Raw genomic sequence first — 20,807 nt, 5'->3', positions numbered from 1 at the left:
CTGGTTAGCTTTTCTCTGTAACGGATTGCCTCAGACTGACAGCAGAACAAAGTCATCCTTGGTAACCAGACATTCCGGGCACACCCAGTCGTCCGGAATATCCTCGAAGGGTGTTCCTGGTGCAATGCCGGAATCCGGATCGCCCACCGTCTCGTCGTAGATCCAGCCACAGACCTGGCACACCCATTGGGCGGTTGGTGCATCGTCACCCTTTGCAGGCGCCTGTTCAGCAGAATCGTTGACTGCCTGTTCACGGATCGCGCCGAGTCGGCGTTCGAAAGCCAACCTGCCCTTCTGTTCCAGCTCGAATGCCTTCAGCACCCGCGCCTCAACACGAGCCTGCCGGTCCTGGGTGGTGGCATAGCGGTGCACGGCCATACGCCCCAGAGAAACATGGAACTTTTCATCAGGGATGATCTTCTCCAGCATGGCCCGGGTGGCGTCCGGGATGCGTGGCAGTAGCCCATCGAAAGCGTCCATAGCGCCCAGTTCTCCGGTAATGTTATGAGCTGCCACCCGTTCCAGAGTGTCATCGCCACTGGCGTAGAATTCACTGACCCACTCAACCCATTCCGGTTCCGGTGACCAGTCCTCCATGGAAGCACCCAGAGATTGCAAGTGGGACAATATCAGCTTGTAGTGTTTACCTTCATCAGCGACCTGCTGACACAGGCCAACAAACACCTCCGGTTCCGGGGTGTCCCGTAACCAGGAGCCAATGAAGCCGGCGGCTTCCTGCTCGTACCAGCACTGGAACTTCAGCCACTCAAGAAGCTCTGCCCGATCCAGAGGCTGGTAGCCGCCAAAGCTCTTTTCCGGTTCGGAGAGGGAGTCCCGCCGCAGCTCAAGGGTTCGTACCAGGCTGCTATAGAAAACTTTCGGATCGACAGCCGGTTCCTGCATGGCTGTAGTGCTGCTCATACCGCCACCTTCAAGTCTGAGTTCTGCTTCTGGTCGTGGATGGCGTCATACCACTGGCCGTTGCGAAGGCAGCCTACTGCGCGTAGCCGGCGTTGGGCGATGAGTTCCTCGTTGCCGTCAGACAGGGTGCAAGGCCCCTCTTCGATATCCAGCACACTCACTTCAGCCTGCCGCCCGACGCTCAGCGATCCATAGCGGTCCTGCTGGTTGATAGCTCGGGCAGGATTAATGGTGGTCATGGCGATGACCTGCCCCAGTGGCACGTCGAGTGCCCAGATCTTGGACATGGTGGTGGACAGCGAGTACACCGGCCCGTCGACGTTGAACACGTTGAGGTCGGTGGAAATGGTCGTTGGCAGGTAACCCCGCTCGATCAGCCTCCGCGCAGTGCGGAAGTGGAAATCCCCGGCGGAGTGCCCGATATCCATGAGTACGCCGCGCTCGTAGGCGTCTTTGTAGGCTTTGGTCGGCTCACCTTTCTGGTCGAGTTGGCCACCGCCGCCACGGCAGGCGTGGGTGATCATATCGCCCTTGCGCAGCTTGTACAGCAGTTTTTCCGTGTCCAGCACCGGCGTGTGAGGAAAGGCGCCAAGGTGGATCATGATGGGCAGATCCGGAGCAATCTGATGGGCTGCTTCCAGGAATGGTGAACGGTCCGGGTCGTCGGTAATAGTCGCCCGAACTTTGAATCCAACGATGACATCGCGGTTCTCGTCCACCACCTTTTTGGCGGCCTCAACATCGATATTGCGCTCATCATCGGCGATGCGCAGGTAGTGGCAGATGAACGTCTTGTTAGCCAGATAGATCTGCGACGGGTCGAGCAGTGCGAAGATCTTTGTTTTGGTATCCGGGTGGTCAATGATGCCTTTTCGGGCCAACCCGAAAATGGTGCTGCTGGTGGTACCTGCGTCGACCATGATTGGCACGCCCGAATCGACGCCCATCAGGTCTGTTGGCAAGCAAAAATCGCCCAGCCCCGTATAGCAGTGAGTATGGATATCGATCAGCCCCGGGGTCACCACTTTGTTGCTCGTGTCCCGGATTTGCGCGTCAGGGTATTGTTGGCCTGCATCCGGGCCCACGGCAATAATGGTGTCACCCCTGGTTACTACGTCTGCAATACCGTCGAACCCGTTAGCCGGGTCGATGACCCGGCCTCCTTTTAACACCAGCACATCGTTTTGTGTGGAAGGCATAGCATTCCTCCAGAATCTCAAGAGAACCGTACGCCAGTAAGGCGTTATGACAGAGGAATGTCATCTTGACTCAGGAGTCTGATCCAGGAGGTTCTCTCGGCCCGGAAATTCCCATAGTCAGCTCTGCAGGATATATGCCAGCGATTCTGGGGCATGGCTAACGGTTGGAATATCAGATAATTAATGATCAGGCAGTCAAGAAAGCTGATTGGTTATGGTGCAAAGTGAAGTGAAATGGTCGTTGCCGGTGCATCAAGGCTTGCTATTTGTTGTGCTCAGGCCCGTCAAGTCAGTGTCGGAGCGTGGCACAACGATTGCTTTCAAAAATTGATCAAATGGTCAGAAAGTGCAGGAGCCTGTATGTCCAGCTTTGCAATCCGTCACGCCGCGATCTTCACTGTTGATCCCCGCAACCGGGTGATTCCCGACGGGACCCTGGTGGTGCAAGATGGAGTGATTACCCAGGCAGGAGACGACCGGGAGGTAAACATCCCCGAGAACTGTGAAGTGATCGATGCACGAGGCCACGCTTTATTGCCAGGTCTGATCGATTGCCACTCCCACTCCAGCCTCATGCGAGGCATTACTGAAAATATGCCGTTGATGGAGTGGCTGCCCTGGTACCAGTTGGAACACCGGGCCATGACAGAAGAGTTCGCCTATCACTCTGCGCGTCTGTGTTATCTGGAAGCTCTGCAGTCCGGCACTACCTGTGTTATGGACATGTTCCGCTACATGGACCGTTGTGCTGATGCCGCGGGAGAGCTCGGCCTTCGGGTGCAGCTGGCACCCTACGTTGCCGATAAGCCTGGCAAAGATTTCTTTTCCACCCGGGAGGAAAACCGTCAGTTGATCCACAGCCACCATGAAACTCAGAACGGCCGCATCCGCGTCTGGATGGGGCTTGAACACCTGTTTTACTGTACGGAAGACGCCTATCGGGAGGCTGCGCAGCTGAGCCGGGAGTACGGCGTGGGCATTCACACCCATTGCAGTGAACAGAAAGAGGAAGAGCGGGCGGTGACCGCGGAGCTGGGTCGGCGGTCACTGGCGATGCTGGATCACTACGGAATCCTGGGCGAGCGGACCCTGTTGGCCCATTGCGTGTGGCTGAACGATGAAGAAGTCGCCCGTGTGGCGGATACAGGAACCAGTATTGCCCACTGCCCGGTGAGTAACGCCAAACTGGCCAGTGGTGTGGCGAGGGTGCCCGAAATGCTGGCCGCCGGCGTAACGGTGGGGCTAGGTACCGATGGCCCTGTCTGTAATAACAGTTTGACCATGTTTGAGGAGATGAAGTTTGCCTCCCTCATTCAGAAAGCTACCCGCCTGGATGCCACCGCATTGCCCGCCGACCAGATTCTGCGCATGGCCACCATCAATGGCGCCAAAGCCCTGGGGCTGGATCATGAGATCGGTTCTCTGGAGGTAGGCAAGAAGGCGGACCTGTTATTGCTCGACCTTGGCAAAGCCAACATGACGCCGGTCAGCGTGAGTGAGCAAGGCGGTAACCTGTTGTGGAACCTGGTTTATGCTGCCAGCAGCTCAAATGTGGCCGGGGTGTGGGTGGATGGGGCTCGTCTGATCGATAATGGCGAGGCGACTCTAGTCACCCAATCTTCTGTCATTACTGAGGCACAGCGCCAGGGGCTGGCGCTGTTCGCCGCGTGCGACAAGCTCTCACATACCCGCGCAGCAATGGTTTGATGAACCCAATTACACTGGAGCAACCCTATGTCTTCACTACCGATTATTTCCCTGAGCGGCCTGCGTAGCGATGACCCGGAAAAACGCCGGGCCACTGCGGCGGAACTGGGCCGTGCTTGCCGGGATGTAGGCTTCTTCTACGTGACCGATCACGGTATCCCCCAAACGGTTTGCGAAGGCGCCTTTGCCTTGGCCCGGACGGTCTTCGAACTGCCCTTGGGTGAAAAGGAGGCGATGTCAATCAAGCGTTCGCCGCACAACCGGGGTTATGTGGCCATGGCCGACGAGAAACTGAACCCGGAATCGGGTGCAGATATGAAAGAGGCTTTTAACATCGGAACGGACTTCCCTGAAGATCATCCGGATGTGCTGGCTGGCAAACCCTTCCGGGGTGTCAATTTCTGGCCGCCAATCGAGGGCTGGAGGGAGCAGGCCCTGAACTATTTTGATCACTGTCTGGAGTTGGGGCGCACGATTCACCGTGGCTTCAGTCTAGACCTGGGGCTGGACGAAAACTTCTTCACCCAGCACCTGACCCTGCCGATTGCGACGCTGCGAATGCTTCATTACCCGCCGACTGCGGGGAGCACGGACCGGGAAGATGGAGGCGCAGGTACTCACTCGGATTATGGCAATGTCACCATACTGGCAACGGATGAGGTGGCAGGACTGGAGGTTCTCAACCGACAAGGGGATTGGATTCAGGCGCCCCATGTGCCCGGAGCCTTCGTGTGTAATATCGGTGATTGTCTGATGCGCTGGAGCAACGATGTATACGTCTCCACGCCCCACAGGGTCAGGCCGCCGGCCAGGGAGCGTTACGCGATTGCTTTCTTTTTGGAGGTGAACCCGGAGTCTATTGTTGACCCAAGGGACGTGGTACCGGATCAGGCGCCGAAATACGAGCCGGTAACCTGTGCGGAGTATCTGGCATCGCGGCTTAACGCAACCTACGATCACCGTCAGGACAAGGCCTGAAGTATGAAGGCCGAACAAACTGTCCGGCCGTAATTTATTAGTTTTGTCTGGTTTCGCCCGGTTGTTCTGCGCTTGCGTCGCGATGAATGGCGTAGGGCCCCCAGGCTTGACGCACCGGTACCATTTCAACCCTGTTGATATTTATATGATCCGGCAGGTTTGCTATGTGAGCGACCTGCTCAGCCACATCGCTGGCGGACAGGGGGACAGTTCCCTGGTACACAGAGTCGGAAGCTGCCTGATCTCCATTGTTCCGCACTATCGAAAATTCGGTTTCCGCAATGCCCGGAGCCAGGTCGGTTACTCGCACGCCTGTACCGGGCAGGTCGCACCGGAGGTTGTATGAAAACTGCTTGATGAACGCTTTGCTGGCACCGTAAACGTGGCTGCCCGGGTAGGGCCATTCACCTGCGGTTGAACCTATGTTGATGATGTTGGCTCCGGCACCGGTCCGGATCAAGGCAGGAAGCAATGCATGTGTGACGTTAACCACGCCGGTGATATTGGTGTTGATCATGGTGTGCAGGTCTGCCAACTCGACATCCTGCATGGCCGAAGGTGCCAGTGCCAGCCCGGCATTGTTGACCAGTGTATGGACGTTACGAAAGCTGGCTGGCAAGGATTCGATGCCCTGCCGCACTGCGTCGGCGTCCTGTACATCCAGTTTTAACGGGTGAACCTGCGTTATTGCACCCAGTTCGTCGGCCAGTATGTGCAGGCGTTCAGTACGCCGTCCGCAGATGACCAGGTCCCAGCCGTCCCGCGCGAACCTGCGTGCGATGGCCGCCCCGAAGCCCGACGTGGCACCGGTCACAAATAGGATTTTGTTCAATGTTTTCTCCAGGGTTGGTTGAGGAGTGGGTCAGGTGCGTTCTTCCCGGATAAAGGGCGTTCCGAGAGCTCCTGGTTGACTGCTGCTATCTCGCTTCGAAGCGGCCACCCAGATCATTACGCCAAGGGTAATTGCATAGGGTGCCATGAAGACGAAGTACTGGGGCAGTTTGATACCCGATGCAGCGAGTTGCGGTATCAGTGCTTCAATACAGCCAAACAGGAGGGCGCCGGCGAGTGCTTTCCAGGGCGACCAGCGGGCAAAGATAACCAGGGCGACAGCAATCCAGCCGCGGCCGGCGGTCATGTTGGATATCCAGAGCTTGTTGCTGAGTACGGCGATGAAAGCGCCAGCAAGACCGATCAGGGCGGCACCAATCATGATCGCCGCCAAACGATAACCCAGCACTGAGATGCCGGCAGCGTCTGCAGCCTGTGGGTTCTCGCCAACCGCTCGTAGCCGCAGGCCGGGGGTTGTTCTGTTAAGAGCCCAGACCGCGACCACGAAGATCACCGGGACCAGATAAACAACAACATTCTGTATGAAGAAGCGGCCCACATATGGCAGCTCGGACAGCGGCCAGAGTGCTATGGCTCCCAGCCCGGAAACCGGCTGGTTGGTCCAGCCCATCAGTGTGCCTGTCAGTGTGGTCAGCCCCTGGCAGAAAAACACCAGCACCAGTCCTGAAATGACCTGATTGATGCGCATAACCAGCACCATAAGAGCAAATAAAAGAGAGACCACACTGGCTGCAATCATGGCGATCGCCAGGGCAACAGCGGTATTGTCAACGGTAAGGGCGGCACCGACACCGATAACGGCACCCACCAGCATTAACCCCTCCGCACCGAGAGCCAGTACACCGGATTTCTCGGTGATAATGAGCCCCAGAGCAGCCAGGGCAAATGGAACGGCGAATTCAGGAATGTTACCTATCCAGCTGGTAATCAGATCCATGGTCAGTCTCCTCCCTGAACGCGGCGGATACGATGACGGATAAAGAAGTCCGAAGAAGCAACGCAGATCACCAGCACGGCCTGTATGAGTTGCACCATGGCAAACGGGATCTGGTAGAACACCTGAAGGCTGCGGCCTGATACGAACAGAGTGGCAATCAACAGCGCGGCACAGGTGGCGGCGATGGGGTTATTCCGTGCCAGAAACGCGATGAGAATTCCGGAGAATCCGTAGCCTACATAAAAGGAGTGTGTAAGACGGCCTTCCTGCCCGGCGGCGACCATCAGGCCTGCGAGCCCGGCCAGAGCGCCGGAGAAGAGAACCGCAATCAAAATGGTTTTTGCCACCGGAACCCCGACTGCTCCGGCCACTTTGGGGCTTTTGTCCACAAAGCGAAGGTACAGGCCGGCCCGGGAGATGTTGACGAACCAGAGTACGATCAGCGCAATCACTATAGCGATAGGGATCGAAAGACTGAGGCCGCTGCCAAGTTCTGGCAAGAGTTCAAAGCTGTCGTACTTGGGGGAATAGGGGAAGGCATCTTTCGGGTCCTTCCAGGGCCCGTACATCAGGTGCAGCAGGACATTGATGGCGATGTAGTTCAGCATCAATGTCGAGACTATCTCGTTGACCTGCAGCTTGAGCTTGAGCAGTACCGGGGCCACGGCCCAGAGTAGCCCGCCTACCATGGCAACAGCCATCATCAGGGGGAGACGCATACCTGGACTGCCGATGTCCCAGATAGTCACTGCGGTGGCTCCGATGGCACCAAAAATCATCTGACCTTCGAGACCCAGGTTCCAGAACTTGGCCCGGAACGCGAGGCAGCCAGCCAGGCCAACCATGATGAGTGGCGATGCCTGAAATAAGACGGACTTGAGGCTTTGGGCATCAAACAGGGTCAGGATTACAAATTCGTTCAGTAGCTCACCTGCGGGTACGCCGGCCACAACCAGTATGGCGCCGGACAACAGTAAGCCCAGAATCATTGATGCTCCGAGAATCAGGGCCTGCCATGGCCACGCCATCTGTTGGCGAACTTCCAGAGCATATCTGCGGTTAAGCAGGGGGCGCCGTAATGCAAAATCAGACATGGTTCACCATTGCTTGTCCGATGGCCTGGCGGTCAGCCGGCTGTGAAAATTCGGCCACGATTCGGCCGGCGGACATGACGCCGATCCGGTCCGCCATGGCCATGACTTCGTCCAGGTCCTCACTGATCAGGAGTACTGCCGCACCGTCATCCCGCGCTGCCCGCAATCTGTCCCGGACGGCTTCCGTGGCTTTTACATCCAGGCCACGGCTAGGGCTGTGAGCGAGAACCAGCTTTGGTGGATGGTTGAATTCCCGGGCGATAACCAGCTTCTGGGCATTGCCGCCGGAAAGCAGGGCGGCTTTCTGTTTCAGGGACCGAACGCCCTGAACATCAAACTGGCGTACCGCTTCTGCGGCGTCCGCTTCGATAGCCCGGGTTTTCAGGTACCAGAATGGGCCATAACGGCCGGAATGAATGTCACCCAGAGCAAAGTTGTCTGCAATCGAAAGGGGACCTGCCAGTGCAGCGCCATAGCGGTCGGCAGGTATGGAGGCAATGCCTATGGCGCGCCTTCTGGCAGCATCGAAGCCGGCCAGGTCTCCTTCTCCGGCGATCTCCATCTGTCCTTCTACCGGTTCGGGGATGCCCATCAGGGCATTGGCGAGTTCGCTCTGGCCATTGCCGCCGACGCCTGCAAGCCCATAGATCTCGCCCTTATTCAGGGTGAGGTCCAGGTGATTGAGTGCACGTGGCGCGCCCGTGCTGGTAAGGCCTTTTACCTGAAGGTAGGGCGCCCCGGGTGCGCGCTTCTCAGGTGTAGCCGACTGGTCAGAGGTGGATTCGCCCACGGTAAGCCTGATCAGCTCGTCAACGGACACGGAATCAGGTTTGAGGCTTTTGACTGTCTGACCGGCGCGCATGATGGTGACCTGGTCCGCGTAGCGCAGAACGTCGTTCATTTTATGCGTCACCAAAATAACGGCTGCACCCTCGCGGGCAAAGCCCTGCACAGTGGTCAGTAGCCGCTCGGCCTCTTCTTCAGTGAGTACTGCTGTCGGTTCGTCAAGGATCAAGACCTTGGCTCCGGCCAGTAGCACTTTAAGAATCTCTACCCGCTGCTGCTCAGCGATGGATAACTGATCAACGCGAGTATCGGGGTCGATTTCAAACCCGATGCGTTTCGCCATGGCACGGATGTCGTCAGACACCCGGCGCAGGCGTTCCCGGTAAAGCCCTGACGTCTGGATGTGCCCCAGATTCAGTAGAATGTTCTCAGCAACGGTAAAGGGCATCACCAGTTTGAAATGCTGGTGCACCATACCAATGCCGAGCTTGGCTGCTTCCTTGGGGCCTTTGAGTTTTATCGGGTTGTCATCAATGAACAACGATCCGCCTTCGGGGCCATACAAACCGGCCACTATGTTCATCAGGGACGACTTGCCGGCTCCGTTTTCCCCCAGAAGGGCATGAACCTCTCCCCACTTGGCGGTAAAGTCGGCGTCGGTAAGAGCCTTGAAACCATCAAAGGTCTTGCTGACACCGCTCAGCTGGATCGCGTTCTGTTTACTCATTGTTGGGTAATAACTCCATCAACAAACCAGTCCATCTGCCACAGGGCGCCGTCCGGGAGGACTTCCCCTTCGGCAGCACGGACATTTCCGTCCAGATCGACAACTGGACCTGCGTAGACTTCCAGTTCACCTTTCAGGAGTTCGTCACGAGCGGCCATGATTTTGGCTTCTTCCTGCTTGTCGATGTTCTTGCCGCAGCAGGCGATATCCGTTCCACCTTCTTGCATGGACAGAAGCGCACCGTGCGGTTCAGGTACCCAGTTTCCGGCAATGATTTTTTCCAGCTCTGTTTTCAGGAAACGATCCCAGACCCAGACGGAAGAACATATGGTGGCTTCCGGGGCAAACTCGCGGAAATCACGGTGGTGGCCTGTACCCAGAACGCCGTTTTCCTGAGCAACCAGTTGCGGTGTCGGTGTGTCCACATGCTGACCGATAACATCCGCGCCCTGGTCGATCAGAGCCTTGGTTGCAGAGCGCTCTTTGGTGGGGTCATTCCAGGCTCCGGTATAGACCACAGAAACGGTTGCATCTGGGTTCATTTCACGGGCACCCATGGCGTAGGCGTTGATGGTCCAGTTGACTGGTCCAAACGGGTTCGCGGCAACAAAGCCCAGTTTGCCCGTTTCTGATGCAGCGCCTGCAGCCATGCCGCAGAGGTACTGACTTTCGTAGGTACGACCATAGAACGACAGCAGATTGGGACCGTTGGTCGTACCGGAACCATTCAGGAAGGCAACATCTGGATAGTCTTCAGATAACGACTTGAAGGTGTCGGAGTAACCGAAAGCGGTACCGATAACGATATTGGTACCGCGTTTGATAAACCGCTCTACAGCCGGGCGAATAGCTGATGCAGATTCAGGAACGCTTTCTACATACTGGATTTTGATTCCCAGCTCTTCCTCGAGGCGCAGACGTGCTTCGTCGAACGCCTGGGTCCAGCCACCATCGTTGGTTGGGGAGATGTATATCATGGCAACCTTAGGCGGCCCGTCGAGAGTCAGGCCCTCGGCGTTAGCAACGTTCGTCAGGCCAAAGAAGCTGGCCAGTGCAAAACCGGCACTGAGTAGTAGCTTTTTCATCGCGTTATTTCCTTTGGGTTGGTAAGGCAGGTCTACATCATGTAATTGATTCGGAAAACATTACCTTCAGGGTCCAGGAGCACGGCCTGATACCAGTTGTAGTAGGTTTTGTAGGGCTCTTTGATGAGAGTGGCGCCTGCGCCCAGCGCCTTGGGCACGAACTCATCCACCTCTTCCTGGCTGTCGACATCTATGTTGAGAAGGAATTTGCAGCCTTTGGTGTCTGAGTAGTCATCCAGTTTCAACAACTCGTAGGCGTCTATTGCGTTAAAGCCGATGCAGGAGCGACCTGTGTCCAGCCCACGGAAAATGGGCGAACGGATTTCGGGGATTTCTTTGAAGCCGAACAGGTCCCGGTAGAAGACGCTCAGGCCCTCAATGTCTTCGGCAAAGATGTTCACATAAGAAAGTGTGCTCATTTCAGGCTACCTCCTGGGTCCCACCAAAAGTGGTCTGTTTAACGAATTTGGATTTCAGGTGATCGCCGGAACTGACTGGGGGGTAGGTTGCCTGGCCATTTTCACCCAGGCAGCTGGGCAGACATTCGATCATGGCGTCGTAATTGGGCTGATGGAAAAAAACGATGGACTGGCGAGGGTGAGCAGTATTTGCTTCCAGCGGCGGGTTGACGACACGATGCAAGGTAGAAATCCATTGATCGTTGGTCCAGCGCATCATGAGATCGCCAATATTGACCGCGAAGCTGTCCTCAGCGTAAGGCACACTCACCCAGTCTCCGTTCTGGTTGCACACCTGAAGGCCGCCCGGAGAGTTATCCGGTTTTACGATGGTCAGGCTGCCGTAGTCGGTGTGGGCGCCTGCACGCATCTGGCCTTCCTCAATATTGGTTCCCATGTTGGGGTAGCTTAGGGTCCGTAGCATGCTGATTTCTTTGTCGATTTTATCGTCGAAGAAATGTTCGTCGAGCTTCAGGGAAAGGGCGAAGATGCGCATCAGTGAGCGCGCAAGGCTGCTCATCGCATCGAAATACTCGGCGTAGGCTTCTTTAAAGCCTTCGATGGTTTCGGGCCAGACATTCGGTGCGAAGTGGGGGCCGGCTGCCGGGCCGCGATGGTATTCATCGTCAGGTACGTCGGTCGGACCGATGGAGAATGATTCTTTCAGATCCCCCGGTGCGGCTTCTTCCATAGAGTAGGACAGGCTTTCCTCTGCGACCGCACTATAACCGCGCACCATGTCCGGACTGGGGCGGTCCACTTTGCGCTTTTCAGCCATGGGTTCGTTAAAAAACTGTTGGCTCAGTGAGTAAACGCGGTCTACCAGCTCCTTGGGAATGCCATGGTTGGTTATCACGAGGAACCCAATATCTTTGCAGGCTCTGTCGACCTCCTTGGCAACCTTCTGCTTACCTTCGGGGGTGCCCTCGAAGTATGGGGCAAGATCAATAGTTGGTACGTGTTGCAACTGCATGGGTGACACCCTCCTTTCAGTCAGGTTATTGCGAGAAGGGCCTGGTTTTGGCCAGGACAAAAAGGGATCTCGCTCCAGAAAAGAGGCTGCAGCATGTGTGCCAGTTTATAAAATCACATGTAAACCATGGTCTTAGGTTTTTTGGGTGCTTTCGTGCGGATCAAATGGTCTAGATTAGAGTGCATGGTTTTGGGTTGGGCGGAGCTTTAAGCACAAAATGGGGGCGGGCGCCCCATCGGAGATGGGTCAGACGATCTATCGAGGGCTTACGCCGTTGAGAATGATGGTCTCAAGGCTCTTCAGGGTCTCTGTGAAAAATGCAGGATCATCCAGGGTCTTCCCGGCGACAGCTTCGATCTGAACCCGAAAGTCTGCGTAGTGCTGAGTCGTTGCCCAGAGTGAGAAAATCAAGTGGTAAGGTTCCACGGCGGACAGCTTGCCTTGATCTATCCATGTTTGAATAACTGCAATTTTGTTCTCGACCAGATCGTGAAGCGGCTGCTGCAATTCTGTCAGCATCAGGGGGGCGCCCTGCATGACCTCCATGCAGAAAAGGCGGGATTCTGCTGGGTGGTCTCGGGAGAACTCCAGTTTGACCCTGAGGTAGTCACGAATAGCCTCAATCGGGTCCTGGTCTTCCGTGAAAGCTCTCAGTGGCTTCAGCCATAGATCCAGTAGGTTTCGCAGTACGCTGACGTAAAGCTCTTCTTTATTAGTGAAGTAATAGAACAGGTTGGTTTTCGACACATCTGCCTGTAGAGCGATCTGTTCGATGCTTGCTCCATGTATCCCATACTTGGAAAAAGTCTCCAGTGCCGCTTCAAGAATAACAGCGCGCTTTCTTTCGCTATTGCGCAGTCGTCTGCTCAACGATGCAGCAGAGGGTACCCGTTGCTGCTTGCGTCTGGCTTGTCGGGCTGGCTCCTTGCCTCTGGTGCTGGCACTCACGTGGCTCTCCACTATCCGCTGTCTGAATGTGGCGATCATTCTAGCACCGGAATCTTCCATGGATAGGACCTTTAATCATTTCCTTGATCTTGCCCCAAAAGCGAACGCGCTGCACAAACCAAGTGCTCTAAAGCAGACCGTTTGGTCTGAAAGCGTTTTCTTGAATCATGCAAGTATCTGAAAATCAGATATAAAACAAATTATGGCCGATATTATGCTGCGGTTGTCGGAAAGGGTGCTGTTCCATGAGGCACCTTAAAACCGGAACTGTGAGGTGGAACAGATGAGCGAACAGATGAATATCGGAGTCTTCATTCCTATCGGCAACAATGGCTGGTTGATCTCAAAGAATGCACCGCAGTACATGCCAACCTTTGAACTGAACAAGGAGATTACTCAGAAAGCCGAAAATTACGGTTTTGACTTCGCATTGTCGATGATCAAGCTGCGGGGCTTCGGTGGCGAAACGGAGTTCTGGGAACATAACCTTGAGTCGTTCACTCTGATGGCCGGGCTGGCGGCTGTTACCAGCAAGATCAAACTGTTTGCTACGGCTGCAACACTTACCATGCCGCCTGCCATCGTGGCCCGAATGGCCTCCACGATTGATTCTATTTCGGACGGGCGCTTCGGGGTCAACCTGGTGACCGGATGGCAGAAACCGGAATACTCCCAGATGGGCCTTTGGCCAGGAGATGAATTTTTCGGCTCCCGTTACGATTATCTGGGCGAGTATGCCCAAGTTTTGAGGGATCTCTGGGCCACTGGTCGCAGTGACTTCAAAGGTGAGCATTTCAAGATGGACGATTGCAGGGTCAGCCCTGTACCCAAGGCAGACATGAAGGTTATCTGCGCCGGTCAAAGCGAAGCCGGCATGGCGTTCACCGCGAAGTATGCCGACTACAACTTCTGCTTTGGCAAGGGCGTAAATACTCCGACTGCTTTTGCCCCGACGGTAGACCGCCTGGTGAAGGCAATGGAAACGTCCGACCGTGATGTCAGCTCGGTTGCTCTGTTCATGATCATCGCAGATGAAACCGACGAAGCTGCCCGTGCGCGCTGGGAACATTACAAGGAAGGTGTGGACGAAGAAGCGGTAGCTTGGCTAGGGGAGCAGGGTGCGGCAGACAAAAAATCGAAATCCGATACCAACATTCGCCAGATGTCAGACCCCACGTCTGCGGTGAACATCAACATGGGCACCCTGGTTGGTTCCTATGAGAATGTTGCCCGGATGCTGGATGAGGTGTCCACTGTGAATGGGGTCAGTGGTGTCATGCTCACCTTTGATGATTTTGTTCAGGGCATTGAAGACTTTGGCAAGTATATCCAGCCATTGATGAAGAGCCGCGTCCATGTCAATGACGAACTGGAGCAGGCGGTATGAGCAACATAGCGATTGAAAAGTCAGGTTATGCCCTGAACACCAGTAACGAAACGGCACTTGAACTGCCGGGTAAACCGGAAGCCTTGCACATGCGTGCCAGTGAGACTGCGCTGGTGGTCGTTGATATGCAAAACGCCTACTCCACCATTGGTGGCTATCTGGACAAGGCTGGTTTCGATGTGTCTGCAACCGGGCCGGTTATCCAGCAAATCAAGCGTGCCATTGCCACGGCTAGGGCTGCCGGTATTCCCGTGATCTTTTTCCAGAACGGCTGGGACTCCGAGTACGTGGAGGCGGGTGGGCCGGGCTCTCCAAACTGGTACAAGTCCAATGCTCTGAAGGCCATGCGCAAAGCACCGGAACTGAATGGCAGCATGCTCGCCAAGGGTACATGGGATTATGACCTGGTTGATGAACTGCAGCCGCAGACCGGAGACATCGTTATACCCAAGCCCCGTTACAGTGGCTTTTTCAACACGGCTTTTGACAGCATCCTGCGCAGCCGTGGTATCCGCAATCTGGTCTTCACCGGGATTGCCACTAACGTTTGTGTGGAATCCACTCTGCGTGATGGCTTCTTCCTGGAGTATTTCGGTGTCGTGCTCGCGGACGCAACCTACCAGGCAGGTCCAGAGTTTATTCAGCAAGCTGCACTGTACAACATTGAGACCTTTTTCGGTTGGGTGTCCAGCACCGATGATTTCTGTAACACGTTTGGCTCGTTGAGCGAAACGGCTAAAACCACGCCATCCCAAACCATACCTGCTTAAACAACGGAGATTTATCATGCCAAAAACATCCATTATTCCTGAAGGCAGCGGCAAGCCGCTGGCGCCCTATGTGCCTGGCTCCATGGCCAACGACATCCTTTATGTTTCCGGAACCCTGCCGTTCGACAAGGACAACAATGTGGTTCATGTGGGCGATGCCGAAGCTCAAACCCGGCACGTGCTTGAGGCAATTAAAGGTGTTGTCGAAGCCGCGAATGGCACCATGGATGACGTCACGTTCAACATGATCATGGTAACGGACTGGGACAACTACGCGGCTGTCAACAAGGTATACGCTGAGTATTTTCCGGGTGAGAAACCTGCCCGATACTGTATCAAGTGCGAGCTGGTAAAACCGGATGCTTTGGTAGAGATCGCCAGCATCGCGCACGTAGGTAAATAATATGAGTGGCACTGCGGGGGCGCTTTACTGGGAATCCTTGGGTCCCGACGATGGTGAAACCGTCGTGCTTAGTGCTGGTCTGGGGGGCTCAGGTAGCTACTGGGCTTCCCAGGTGCCAGAGCTTGCCAAGCGCTACCGGGTTCTGGTCTATGACCAGTTTGGTACCGGTCGCAGCGGTGGCGAGGTGCCGAAATTCTATACTGTAAAGGATATGGCTGCCGAGCTGGATGCGCTTCTGGAAACTACGGCTTCAGGCCCGGTGCATTTTATTGGGCATGCACTCGGAGGGTTGATAGGCCTTGAGTTGGCGCGGCTTTCACCAGGGCGGCTTGGAAGTCTGTTGCTGATTAATGCCTGGGCTGAACCCAATGCCTTTTCGCGCCGATGTTTCTCTGTTCGTCGGAAACTGCTGTTAAGTAATGGTCCAGAGGCTTATCTGGAAGCCCAGCCGCTATTCCTTTACCCGCCGGTCTGGATTGCCGAGAACAGCGAATGGTTGGACCAGGAGATTACCCACCAGCTTGCTGGCTTTCCTCCCCAGGAAAATCTGTTGCGCCGTATGCATGCTCTGCAGACATGGAAAATGACCCCGGAAGAGCTGGCCGAGGTGAGGGTTGATGCGCTGGTTCTGGCGACCCGGGATGACTCTCTTGTCCCCTGGACTTGTTCCCAGACACTGGCTGCCCGGTTGCCTCTGTCCAGCGTGAAGCTTTTGCCGTCGGGTGGGCATGCGATCAATGTTACGGAGCCGGAACGCTTTAACACTCTGATGCTAAACCACCTGCGCAAACACCGCCTACCCACAGAAGCCAAAGTAAATCAGGAGGTTCTATGAGCCAGCAGCTGGAAACCAGGGCACTCGATCAACTATTTTTCGAGGCCCGTACGCACAATGGCTGGCAAAACCGGCCGGTAACTGATGAAACTCTGAAGCAGCTCTATGAATTGGTAAAAATGGGCCCAACCTCGGCCAACTGCTGCCCGGCTCGCTTTGAGTTCGTTCGCAGTGATGACGGCAAACAAAAGCTGGAGCCGTGCCTGTCCAGCGGCAACCGCGAAAAAACCATGACGGCGCCGGTTACGGTGATCGTGGCTTACGACGAAGAATTCTACGAGCGCCTGCCCGAGTTGTTTCCCCATGGCGATGCCCGCAGCTGGTTTACCAGCAGCCCGGAAATGGCTTATGAAACCGCTTTCCGGAACAGCTCCATGCAGGCGGCTTATCTGATACTGGCTGCTCGCTCGCTGGGCCTGGATACCGGACCCATGTCCGGCTTTGACCCTTCGAAAGTGAACGAGGCTTTTTTCGCCGGAACCACCTGGAAATCGAACCTTTTGATCAATCTGGGTTATGGCAATCCGGAAAAAATTTATGACAGGTTGTCGCGCCTTGAATTCGCCGACGCCTGCCGTCTGTCCTGACAGGAGAAAACCATGAAACCACAACAGCAACTTCGTGAGGTTCTGGCCATGCCACCGCAGGTCGACAAACAGACGTTCCGCGATGCCATGTCGACTCTGGCCGCCGCCGTTAACGTTGTTACTACTGACGGGCCCGTTGGCCGCGCAGGTTTTACTGCAACGGCAGTATGTAGTGTGTGTGATGAACCTCCGACCTTACTGGTTTGCCTGAACCGGGGAGCTTCTGTATACGACGCATTCAGCAGCAGCGAGAGCCTGTGCGTAAACACCCTTGCTGACAGCCAATCAGACCTGTCTGGTATTTTTGGCGGCAAGTCCGAAATGGAGCAGCGGTTCGCTGCCGCCAACTGGAGCACGGCGGTGACCGGTGCGCCGGTACTGGAGGGCGCTCTTATCAGCTTCGATTGTATGATCAGTAAGCGGGTAAGCGTGGGAACCCACGACATCCTGTTTTGCGAAGTCGTCGGTGTGCGACAGCAGGACGAGGTTGGCAGCCTGGTCTATTTCGATCGTGGCTATCACCAACTGAAATCCCAGTGATGACCGGCAGACGCTGTCAGGTCCATACGGGCCTGACAGCGCGGTTGGTTATAAAAGCAGTTGCCCGGCCATTCGGTTCTGCTCCTCGATAATATGGGGCAGCGATCGGGTAATAAGCTGACCTTCCTCGATCACCACACGACCGTTGATGATGCTCCAGTGCACCCGTGGAGGTGTGCAGAACACCAGAGAGGCAATAGGGTCGCTCTGGCCACCGGCCATGGCAATGTCGTCAGTACGGAAAGCGACTATGTCGGCACAGTAGCCGGGCTGTATCCGCCCCAGAGCATCGCCTCGTCCCAGAACCTCTGCGCCACCGCGGGTGGCGATACGCAGGGCTTCGCGGGCCGTCATAGCTCCTGGCTGTTGGTCCCTTACCCGTGCTGAGAGCATGGCCAGCCGGGCTTCATCGAGCAGGTTTCCGCTGTCATTGGAGGCGCTGCCGTCCACACCCAGGCCAACCTTCACGCCGGCGTCCAGCATTTTTCGCACTGGAGCGATACCGGAAGCCAGGCGCATATTGGAGCAGGGGCAGTGAGCCACCCCGGTACCCGTGCGGGCAAACAGGGCAATTCCCGGCTCATCAAGGTGGACGCAGTGGGCGTGCCACACGTCTTCACCCACCCAGCCAACATCCTCGGAGAATTCCGTGGGCGTCATGCCATAACGCTCCATGCTGAATGCCAGGTCCTTCCAGTTCTCCGCAGTATGGGTGTGCAACCCTACCTTCAATGATCTGGCCATGGTGGCCGCTTCACGCATCAGGTCCTTGGTCACCGTGAACGGGGAGCAAGGGGCCAGCGCCACCCGGACCATCGCGTCGGGGCTGTAGTTGTGGTGGTCTTCAACCACTCTTTGCATATCTTTCAGTATGGCGCGCTCGTCGGACTCCACCAGCTCATCGGGTGGCAGGCCGCCCTGGCTTTGACCAAGGCTCATGGCGCCCCTGGCGGCATGGAAGCGTATGCCCATTTCGGTGGCGGCCTGCACGCTGTCATCCAGAGTGATGCCATTGACGTGCAGGTAGGCATGGTCGGCTGCGGTGGTGCAGCCGGACAGCATGAGTTCGGCCATGGACGTGCGGCTCGCGGCCCGCTGCATCTCCGGAGTGATGTTTCGCCATACGGGAAAGAGTGCGCTCAGCCAGTCAAACAATTCGCCGTTCTGAGCTGCCGGCAAGGCCCGTGTGAGCGACTGGAACATGTGGTGATGAGTGTTGATGAGGCCTGGAATGACTACGTGGCCACTCAGGTCGATTGTGCGGTCAGCATCCTGCGGGCACTCGTTTTGAGGCCCCACTGCTTCAATCCGGTTATTCCGGACAAGGATGTAGCCACTTTCAATTTCGCGCTCGTCATCGTCCATGGTGGCGATAACCCGGGCGTTCTTCAGTAGCAGAGTGTCTGTCATTGCTGGCGTTTTCCCGTGCAAAGAATTTGTGGCTTATTCACATGCAATAGTAATGCCTCATTTTTCTTTATAAAAGCCTGACGAAATGGTCAGAAAATGGAGCGCCTGCACTTTAATGATGCAGGTCTTCTCTGAAAATACCCTGTTAAGAGCGGTTTTTAGGGGGTTTTCATATGGCACGTCTGTTGCAAATATATTGACCAGATGGATAGCAAATTGTGAATTCAGCAGGAGAGAACATGGCAGGCGATGAGCAGGAAATACCTGTAATTGATTTCGCGCCGTTCCTTGATGGAACCGAAGCGGATCGTGAGGCAGTGGCAGCGCAGATGCGTCAAGCCAGCAAGGATTGGGGTTTCTTTTACTTGTCCGGTTGTGGCATGCCGCAAGCCAGGCTGGCGGAAGCATTCGCCACATCCGAAGCGTTTTTTAATCTGCCCCTTGAGCTGAAGCAGCAGGTCGCCTGGCAAAATGCCGAGAGTAACCGGGGCTATGTTGGAATCAAGCGGGAAAAGCTGGACCCCACGCGTCCGGGCGACCTGAAAGAGGCTTTCAACCTGGCACCGGAACGCCCGGAACCAGGTGCGTTCAAAAACCTTTGGCCCGTTGGTCAGCCGCAATTTGAGTCGGTCATGAGCGGGTTTCTGGCGGAGTGCACCCAGACTGCTGGTCGCGTACTGGAGGCGTTTGCTTTGGCTCTCGACCTGCCGGCTGACTTCTTTGTAGAGGCTCATAACGAGCACGACCATACCCTGCGACTGTTGCATTACCCGCCATTGCCTGAAGGGTTTGAGCCCGAAGATGGTGAAAGCCGGGCAGGAGCCCATACCGACTACGGAAGTATTACGCTGCTATTCCAGGATGCAGTCGGCGGGCTGGAGGTTCGTACTCGCGGCGGAGAATGGCTACGGGCGACACCGATTCCCGGAACCGTTGTGGTCAACACGGGCGATCTTATGCATCGGTGGACCAACCATGTGTTTTGCTCAACCCCCCACCGGGTGAATGTGGCCCCTGAGAACCGCCGCAAAGACCGCTACTCCATCGCCTTTTTCTGTCATCCGAACAAGTCTGCAGAAATAGCCTGCATCGATAGCTGCACTGCGGTAGACGCGCCCCCCTTATACGGTCCGATTTCAGCGGGCCAGCACTTGCACGAGAAGCTTACCAACACTTACGGGGCATCAAGCCCGGAAACCGAGGAATCACTATGAACAAACTTAAAACCCTGGCGGCTGGTATTACCTTGTCGCTCAGTGCCATCTCCGGCTTGACCCATGCAGAAGAACTTATCCCGGTTACTGTATCTACCACCTGGTACGCACAGGCTGAGCACGGCGGCTTCTATGCAGCCAAAGCCATGGGGCTCTATGAGGAGCAGGGGCTGGATGTCACTATCAAAATGGGTGGGCCTCAGGTGAACAACGTGCAATTGCTGATGGGCGGCTCCATGGATTTCATCATGGGATACAGTTTGCAGTCGTTTAATGCCGTGAATCAGGGTATTCCTCTGGTCACAGTGGCGGCTTTCTTCCAGAAAGACCCCCAATCACTTGTGGTCCATGAAGAGGTGGGCAATGACTCGTTAGAGGACATGAAAGGTAAGCCCATGCGTGTGCCTACGGCGGGCCGCGTTGCCTATTGGCCCTGGCTGAAAACCGAATACGGTTATACCGATGAACAGTTGCAGGCCTATGACTACAGCTTTGCGCCGTTCATCAGAGATGAGCAGGCCATCCAGCAAGGTTATGTAACCAACGATGGTTTTTTCCTGGAGCAGGCAGGTGTAAAAGGTAAGAGTCTTTTGCTGGCCAACTATGGCTGGAAAGCATACGCAGCTACGTTGGATACAACTCGCGAAATGGTTGAGGAAAACCCCGAAGTCGTACAGAAAATGGTGACGGCAACGGCGCAGGGCTGGAAGGCATACTTCGAAAACCCTGAGCCGGCCAATGCGCTGATCAAGGCTGATAACCCGGAGATGCAGGATGAGCTGCTTGCCTATACGCACGCGAAAATGCAGGAAGAAAATATGCTGCTTTCTGATGCCGCCGAGGGTGGGCGCTATGGCATGATGACAGCTGAACGCTGGGAGACATTCTTTGACGACATGGTGGCCGCGGGTACTCTGCCTGAGGATCTTGAGTATGAGAAGGCGTTTGATCTTTCGTTCATTGAAGCCGTCTATGCTGACTGAGTGTTAGCTGAAT

Annotated in this window: 21 protein-coding genes; 10 read left to right on the top strand and 11 right to left on the bottom strand. The window is 55.7% G+C overall.

Features of this window, described 5'->3' with window-relative positions:
• Nucleotides 1–30: 30 nt before the first annotated feature.
• Complete coding sequence (locus Q4501_RS13280; RefSeq protein WP_303596845.1) at nt 31–183, bottom strand: rubredoxin; 153 nt, start codon at nt 181–183, stop codon at nt 31–33.
• A gap of 734 nt (nt 184–917) precedes the next feature.
• Nucleotides 918–2,120 carry an amidohydrolase/deacetylase family metallohydrolase gene (locus Q4501_RS13275; protein WP_303596720.1) on the bottom strand — a complete coding sequence of 401 codons (1,203 nt, stop codon included), beginning with the start codon at nt 2,118–2,120 and terminating at the stop codon, nt 918–920.
• A gap of 360 nt (nt 2,121–2,480) precedes the next feature.
• Between Q4501_RS13275 and Q4501_RS13270 the strand changes: the two genes are divergently transcribed.
• Together Q4501_RS13270 and Q4501_RS13265 are read left to right on the top strand one after the other, a co-directional pair.
• A complete protein-coding gene (locus Q4501_RS13270) occupies nt 2,481–3,827 on the top strand; it encodes an amidohydrolase (RefSeq protein ID WP_303596719.1) in 1,347 nt (448 codons plus the stop codon).
• A 27-nt stretch (nt 3,828–3,854) separates the two neighbouring features.
• Nucleotides 3,855–4,805 (top strand): isopenicillin N synthase family oxygenase, encoded by a 951-nt coding sequence (locus tag Q4501_RS13265; RefSeq protein ID WP_303596718.1) that lies wholly within the window; start codon nt 3,855–3,857, stop codon nt 4,803–4,805.
• A gap of 37 nt (nt 4,806–4,842) precedes the next feature.
• Here Q4501_RS13265 and Q4501_RS13260 read toward each other — a convergent pair whose 3' ends face one another.
• The 8 genes from Q4501_RS13260 to rutR all read right to left on the bottom strand — a co-directional run bounded on the left by Q4501_RS13260 (nt 4,843) and on the right by rutR (nt 12,665).
• Nucleotides 4,843–5,637 carry an SDR family NAD(P)-dependent oxidoreductase gene (locus tag Q4501_RS13260; protein ID WP_303596717.1) on the bottom strand — a complete coding sequence of 265 codons (795 nt, stop codon included), beginning with the start codon at nt 5,635–5,637 and terminating at the stop codon, nt 4,843–4,845.
• Nucleotides 5,638–5,667: 30 nt separating this feature from the next.
• The gene (locus Q4501_RS13255) at nt 5,668–6,594 is read right to left on the bottom strand and encodes an ABC transporter permease (RefSeq protein WP_303596716.1); all 927 of its coding nucleotides are present in this window, start codon (nt 6,592–6,594) and stop codon (nt 5,668–5,670) included.
• Nucleotides 6,595–6,596: 2 nt separating this feature from the next.
• Nucleotides 6,597–7,688, bottom strand: a complete 1,092-nt coding sequence (locus Q4501_RS13250) for an ABC transporter permease (RefSeq protein ID WP_303596715.1) — start codon at nt 7,686–7,688, stop codon at nt 6,597–6,599.
• Nucleotides 7,681–9,201: an ABC transporter ATP-binding protein gene (locus Q4501_RS13245; RefSeq protein WP_303596714.1), complete on the bottom strand. Its 1,521-nt coding sequence runs from the start codon at nt 9,199–9,201 to the stop codon at nt 7,681–7,683. Before Q4501_RS13245 ends, Q4501_RS13250 begins: the two co-directional genes overlap by 8 nt.
• The gene (locus Q4501_RS13240; protein ID WP_303596713.1) at nt 9,198–10,286 is read right to left on the bottom strand and encodes a BMP family ABC transporter substrate-binding protein; all 1,089 of its coding nucleotides are present in this window, start codon (nt 10,284–10,286) and stop codon (nt 9,198–9,200) included. Before Q4501_RS13240 ends, Q4501_RS13245 begins: the two co-directional genes overlap by 4 nt.
• Before the next feature lie 32 nt (nt 10,287–10,318).
• Complete coding sequence (locus Q4501_RS13235) at nt 10,319–10,705, bottom strand: VOC family protein (protein WP_303596712.1); 387 nt, start codon at nt 10,703–10,705, stop codon at nt 10,319–10,321.
• A 1-nt stretch (nt 10,706) separates the two neighbouring features.
• Complete coding sequence (locus Q4501_RS13230) at nt 10,707–11,717, bottom strand: isopenicillin N synthase family oxygenase (RefSeq protein WP_303596711.1); 1,011 nt, start codon at nt 11,715–11,717, stop codon at nt 10,707–10,709.
• Nucleotides 11,718–11,972: 255 nt separating this feature from the next.
• On the bottom strand, nt 11,973–12,665 hold the full coding sequence (gene rutR / locus Q4501_RS13225; protein WP_303596710.1) for an HTH-type transcriptional regulator RutR: 693 nt from the start codon (nt 12,663–12,665) through the stop codon (nt 11,973–11,975).
• Between the two features lie 295 nt (nt 12,666–12,960).
• Between rutR and rutA the strand changes: the two genes are divergently transcribed.
• The 6 genes from rutA to rutF are packed head-to-tail and all read left to right on the top strand — an operon-like array spanning nt 12,961 to nt 17,187.
• On the top strand, nt 12,961–14,052 hold the full coding sequence (gene rutA / locus Q4501_RS13220; RefSeq protein WP_303596844.1) for a pyrimidine utilization protein A: 1,092 nt from the start codon (nt 12,961–12,963) through the stop codon (nt 14,050–14,052).
• A complete protein-coding gene (gene rutB, locus Q4501_RS13215) occupies nt 14,049–14,822 on the top strand; it encodes a pyrimidine utilization protein B (protein WP_303596709.1) in 774 nt (257 codons plus the stop codon). The genes rutA and rutB overlap by 4 nt, the downstream gene beginning before the upstream one ends.
• A gap of 16 nt (nt 14,823–14,838) precedes the next feature.
• Nucleotides 14,839–15,225, top strand: a complete 387-nt coding sequence (rutC, locus tag Q4501_RS13210) for a pyrimidine utilization protein C (RefSeq protein ID WP_303596708.1) — start codon at nt 14,839–14,841, stop codon at nt 15,223–15,225.
• 1 nt (nt 15,226) lies between these two features.
• Entirely contained in the window at nt 15,227–16,060 is an 834-nt protein-coding gene (rutD, locus tag Q4501_RS13205) for a pyrimidine utilization protein D (protein WP_303596707.1), read from the top strand.
• Nucleotides 16,057–16,647, top strand: coding sequence for a malonic semialdehyde reductase (locus tag Q4501_RS13200; RefSeq protein WP_303596706.1), 591 nt, complete (start codon nt 16,057–16,059; stop codon nt 16,645–16,647). The genes rutD and Q4501_RS13200 overlap by 4 nt, the downstream gene beginning before the upstream one ends.
• Nucleotides 16,648–16,695: 48 nt before the next feature.
• Entirely contained in the window at nt 16,696–17,187 is a 492-nt protein-coding gene (gene rutF / locus Q4501_RS13195) for an NADH-dependent FMN reductase RutF (RefSeq protein WP_303596843.1), read from the top strand.
• 48 nt (nt 17,188–17,235) lie between these two features.
• Here the strand turns inward: rutF and Q4501_RS13190 are convergent, their stop codons facing one another.
• Entirely contained in the window at nt 17,236–18,597 is a 1,362-nt protein-coding gene (locus tag Q4501_RS13190; protein ID WP_303596705.1) for an 8-oxoguanine deaminase, read from the bottom strand.
• Between the two features lie 239 nt (nt 18,598–18,836).
• Between Q4501_RS13190 and Q4501_RS13185 the strand changes: the two genes are divergently transcribed.
• Together Q4501_RS13185 and Q4501_RS13180 are read left to right on the top strand one after the other, a co-directional pair.
• Nucleotides 18,837–19,811, top strand: coding sequence for an isopenicillin N synthase family oxygenase (locus Q4501_RS13185; RefSeq protein WP_303596704.1), 975 nt, complete (start codon nt 18,837–18,839; stop codon nt 19,809–19,811).
• On the top strand, nt 19,808–20,794 hold the full coding sequence (locus tag Q4501_RS13180) for an ABC transporter substrate-binding protein (RefSeq protein WP_303596703.1): 987 nt from the start codon (nt 19,808–19,810) through the stop codon (nt 20,792–20,794). The genes Q4501_RS13185 and Q4501_RS13180 overlap by 4 nt, the downstream gene beginning before the upstream one ends.
• Nucleotides 20,795–20,807: the final 13 nt, after the last annotated feature.

Origin of the sequence: Marinobacter sp. 2_MG-2023, from assembly GCF_030546935.1 — a bacterium.
Classification (GTDB): Bacteria; Pseudomonadota; Gammaproteobacteria; order Pseudomonadales; family Oleiphilaceae; genus Marinobacter.
Note: the sequence above shows the minus strand (reverse complement) of the source record. Positions and strands in the feature narration are given on the sequence as shown.

What these genes read in the sequence shown, in the direction of transcription:
- Q4501_RS13270 (WP_303596719.1), top strand. Translation starts at nt 2,481, where the DNA reads ATGTCCAGCTTTGCAATCCGTCACGCCGCGATCTTCACTGTTGATCCC.
- Q4501_RS13255 (WP_303596716.1), bottom strand. Translation starts at nt 6,594, where the DNA reads ATGGATCTGATTACCAGCTGGATAGGTAACATTCCTGAATTCGCCGTT.
- Q4501_RS13275 (WP_303596720.1), bottom strand. Translation starts at nt 2,120, where the DNA reads ATGCCTTCCACACAAAACGATGTGCTGGTGTTAAAAGGAGGCCGGGTC.
- Q4501_RS13190 (WP_303596705.1), bottom strand. Translation starts at nt 18,597, where the DNA reads ATGACAGACACTCTGCTACTGAAGAACGCCCGGGTTATCGCCACCATG.
- rutA (WP_303596844.1), top strand. Translation starts at nt 12,961, where the DNA reads ATGAATATCGGAGTCTTCATTCCTATCGGCAACAATGGCTGGTTGATC.
- rutC (WP_303596708.1), top strand. Translation starts at nt 14,839, where the DNA reads ATGCCAAAAACATCCATTATTCCTGAAGGCAGCGGCAAGCCGCTGGCG.
- Q4501_RS13180 (WP_303596703.1), top strand. Translation starts at nt 19,808, where the DNA reads ATGAACAAACTTAAAACCCTGGCGGCTGGTATTACCTTGTCGCTCAGT.
- Q4501_RS13265 (WP_303596718.1), top strand. Translation starts at nt 3,855, where the DNA reads ATGTCTTCACTACCGATTATTTCCCTGAGCGGCCTGCGTAGCGATGAC.
- Q4501_RS13245 (WP_303596714.1), bottom strand. Translation starts at nt 9,201, where the DNA reads ATGAGTAAACAGAACGCGATCCAGCTGAGCGGTGTCAGCAAGACCTTT.
- rutF (WP_303596843.1), top strand. Translation starts at nt 16,696, where the DNA reads ATGCCACCGCAGGTCGACAAACAGACGTTCCGCGATGCCATGTCGACT.
- Q4501_RS13185 (WP_303596704.1), top strand. Translation starts at nt 18,837, where the DNA reads ATGGCAGGCGATGAGCAGGAAATACCTGTAATTGATTTCGCGCCGTTC.
- Q4501_RS13230 (WP_303596711.1), bottom strand. Translation starts at nt 11,717, where the DNA reads ATGCAGTTGCAACACGTACCAACTATTGATCTTGCCCCATACTTCGAG.
- Q4501_RS13200 (WP_303596706.1), top strand. Translation starts at nt 16,057, where the DNA reads ATGAGCCAGCAGCTGGAAACCAGGGCACTCGATCAACTATTTTTCGAG.
- Q4501_RS13235 (WP_303596712.1), bottom strand. Translation starts at nt 10,705, where the DNA reads ATGAGCACACTTTCTTATGTGAACATCTTTGCCGAAGACATTGAGGGC.
- rutB (WP_303596709.1), top strand. Translation starts at nt 14,049, where the DNA reads ATGAGCAACATAGCGATTGAAAAGTCAGGTTATGCCCTGAACACCAGT.
- Q4501_RS13240 (WP_303596713.1), bottom strand. Translation starts at nt 10,286, where the DNA reads ATGAAAAAGCTACTACTCAGTGCCGGTTTTGCACTGGCCAGCTTCTTT.
- Q4501_RS13250 (WP_303596715.1), bottom strand. Translation starts at nt 7,688, where the DNA reads ATGTCTGATTTTGCATTACGGCGCCCCCTGCTTAACCGCAGATATGCT.
- rutD (WP_303596707.1), top strand. Translation starts at nt 15,227, where the DNA reads ATGAGTGGCACTGCGGGGGCGCTTTACTGGGAATCCTTGGGTCCCGAC.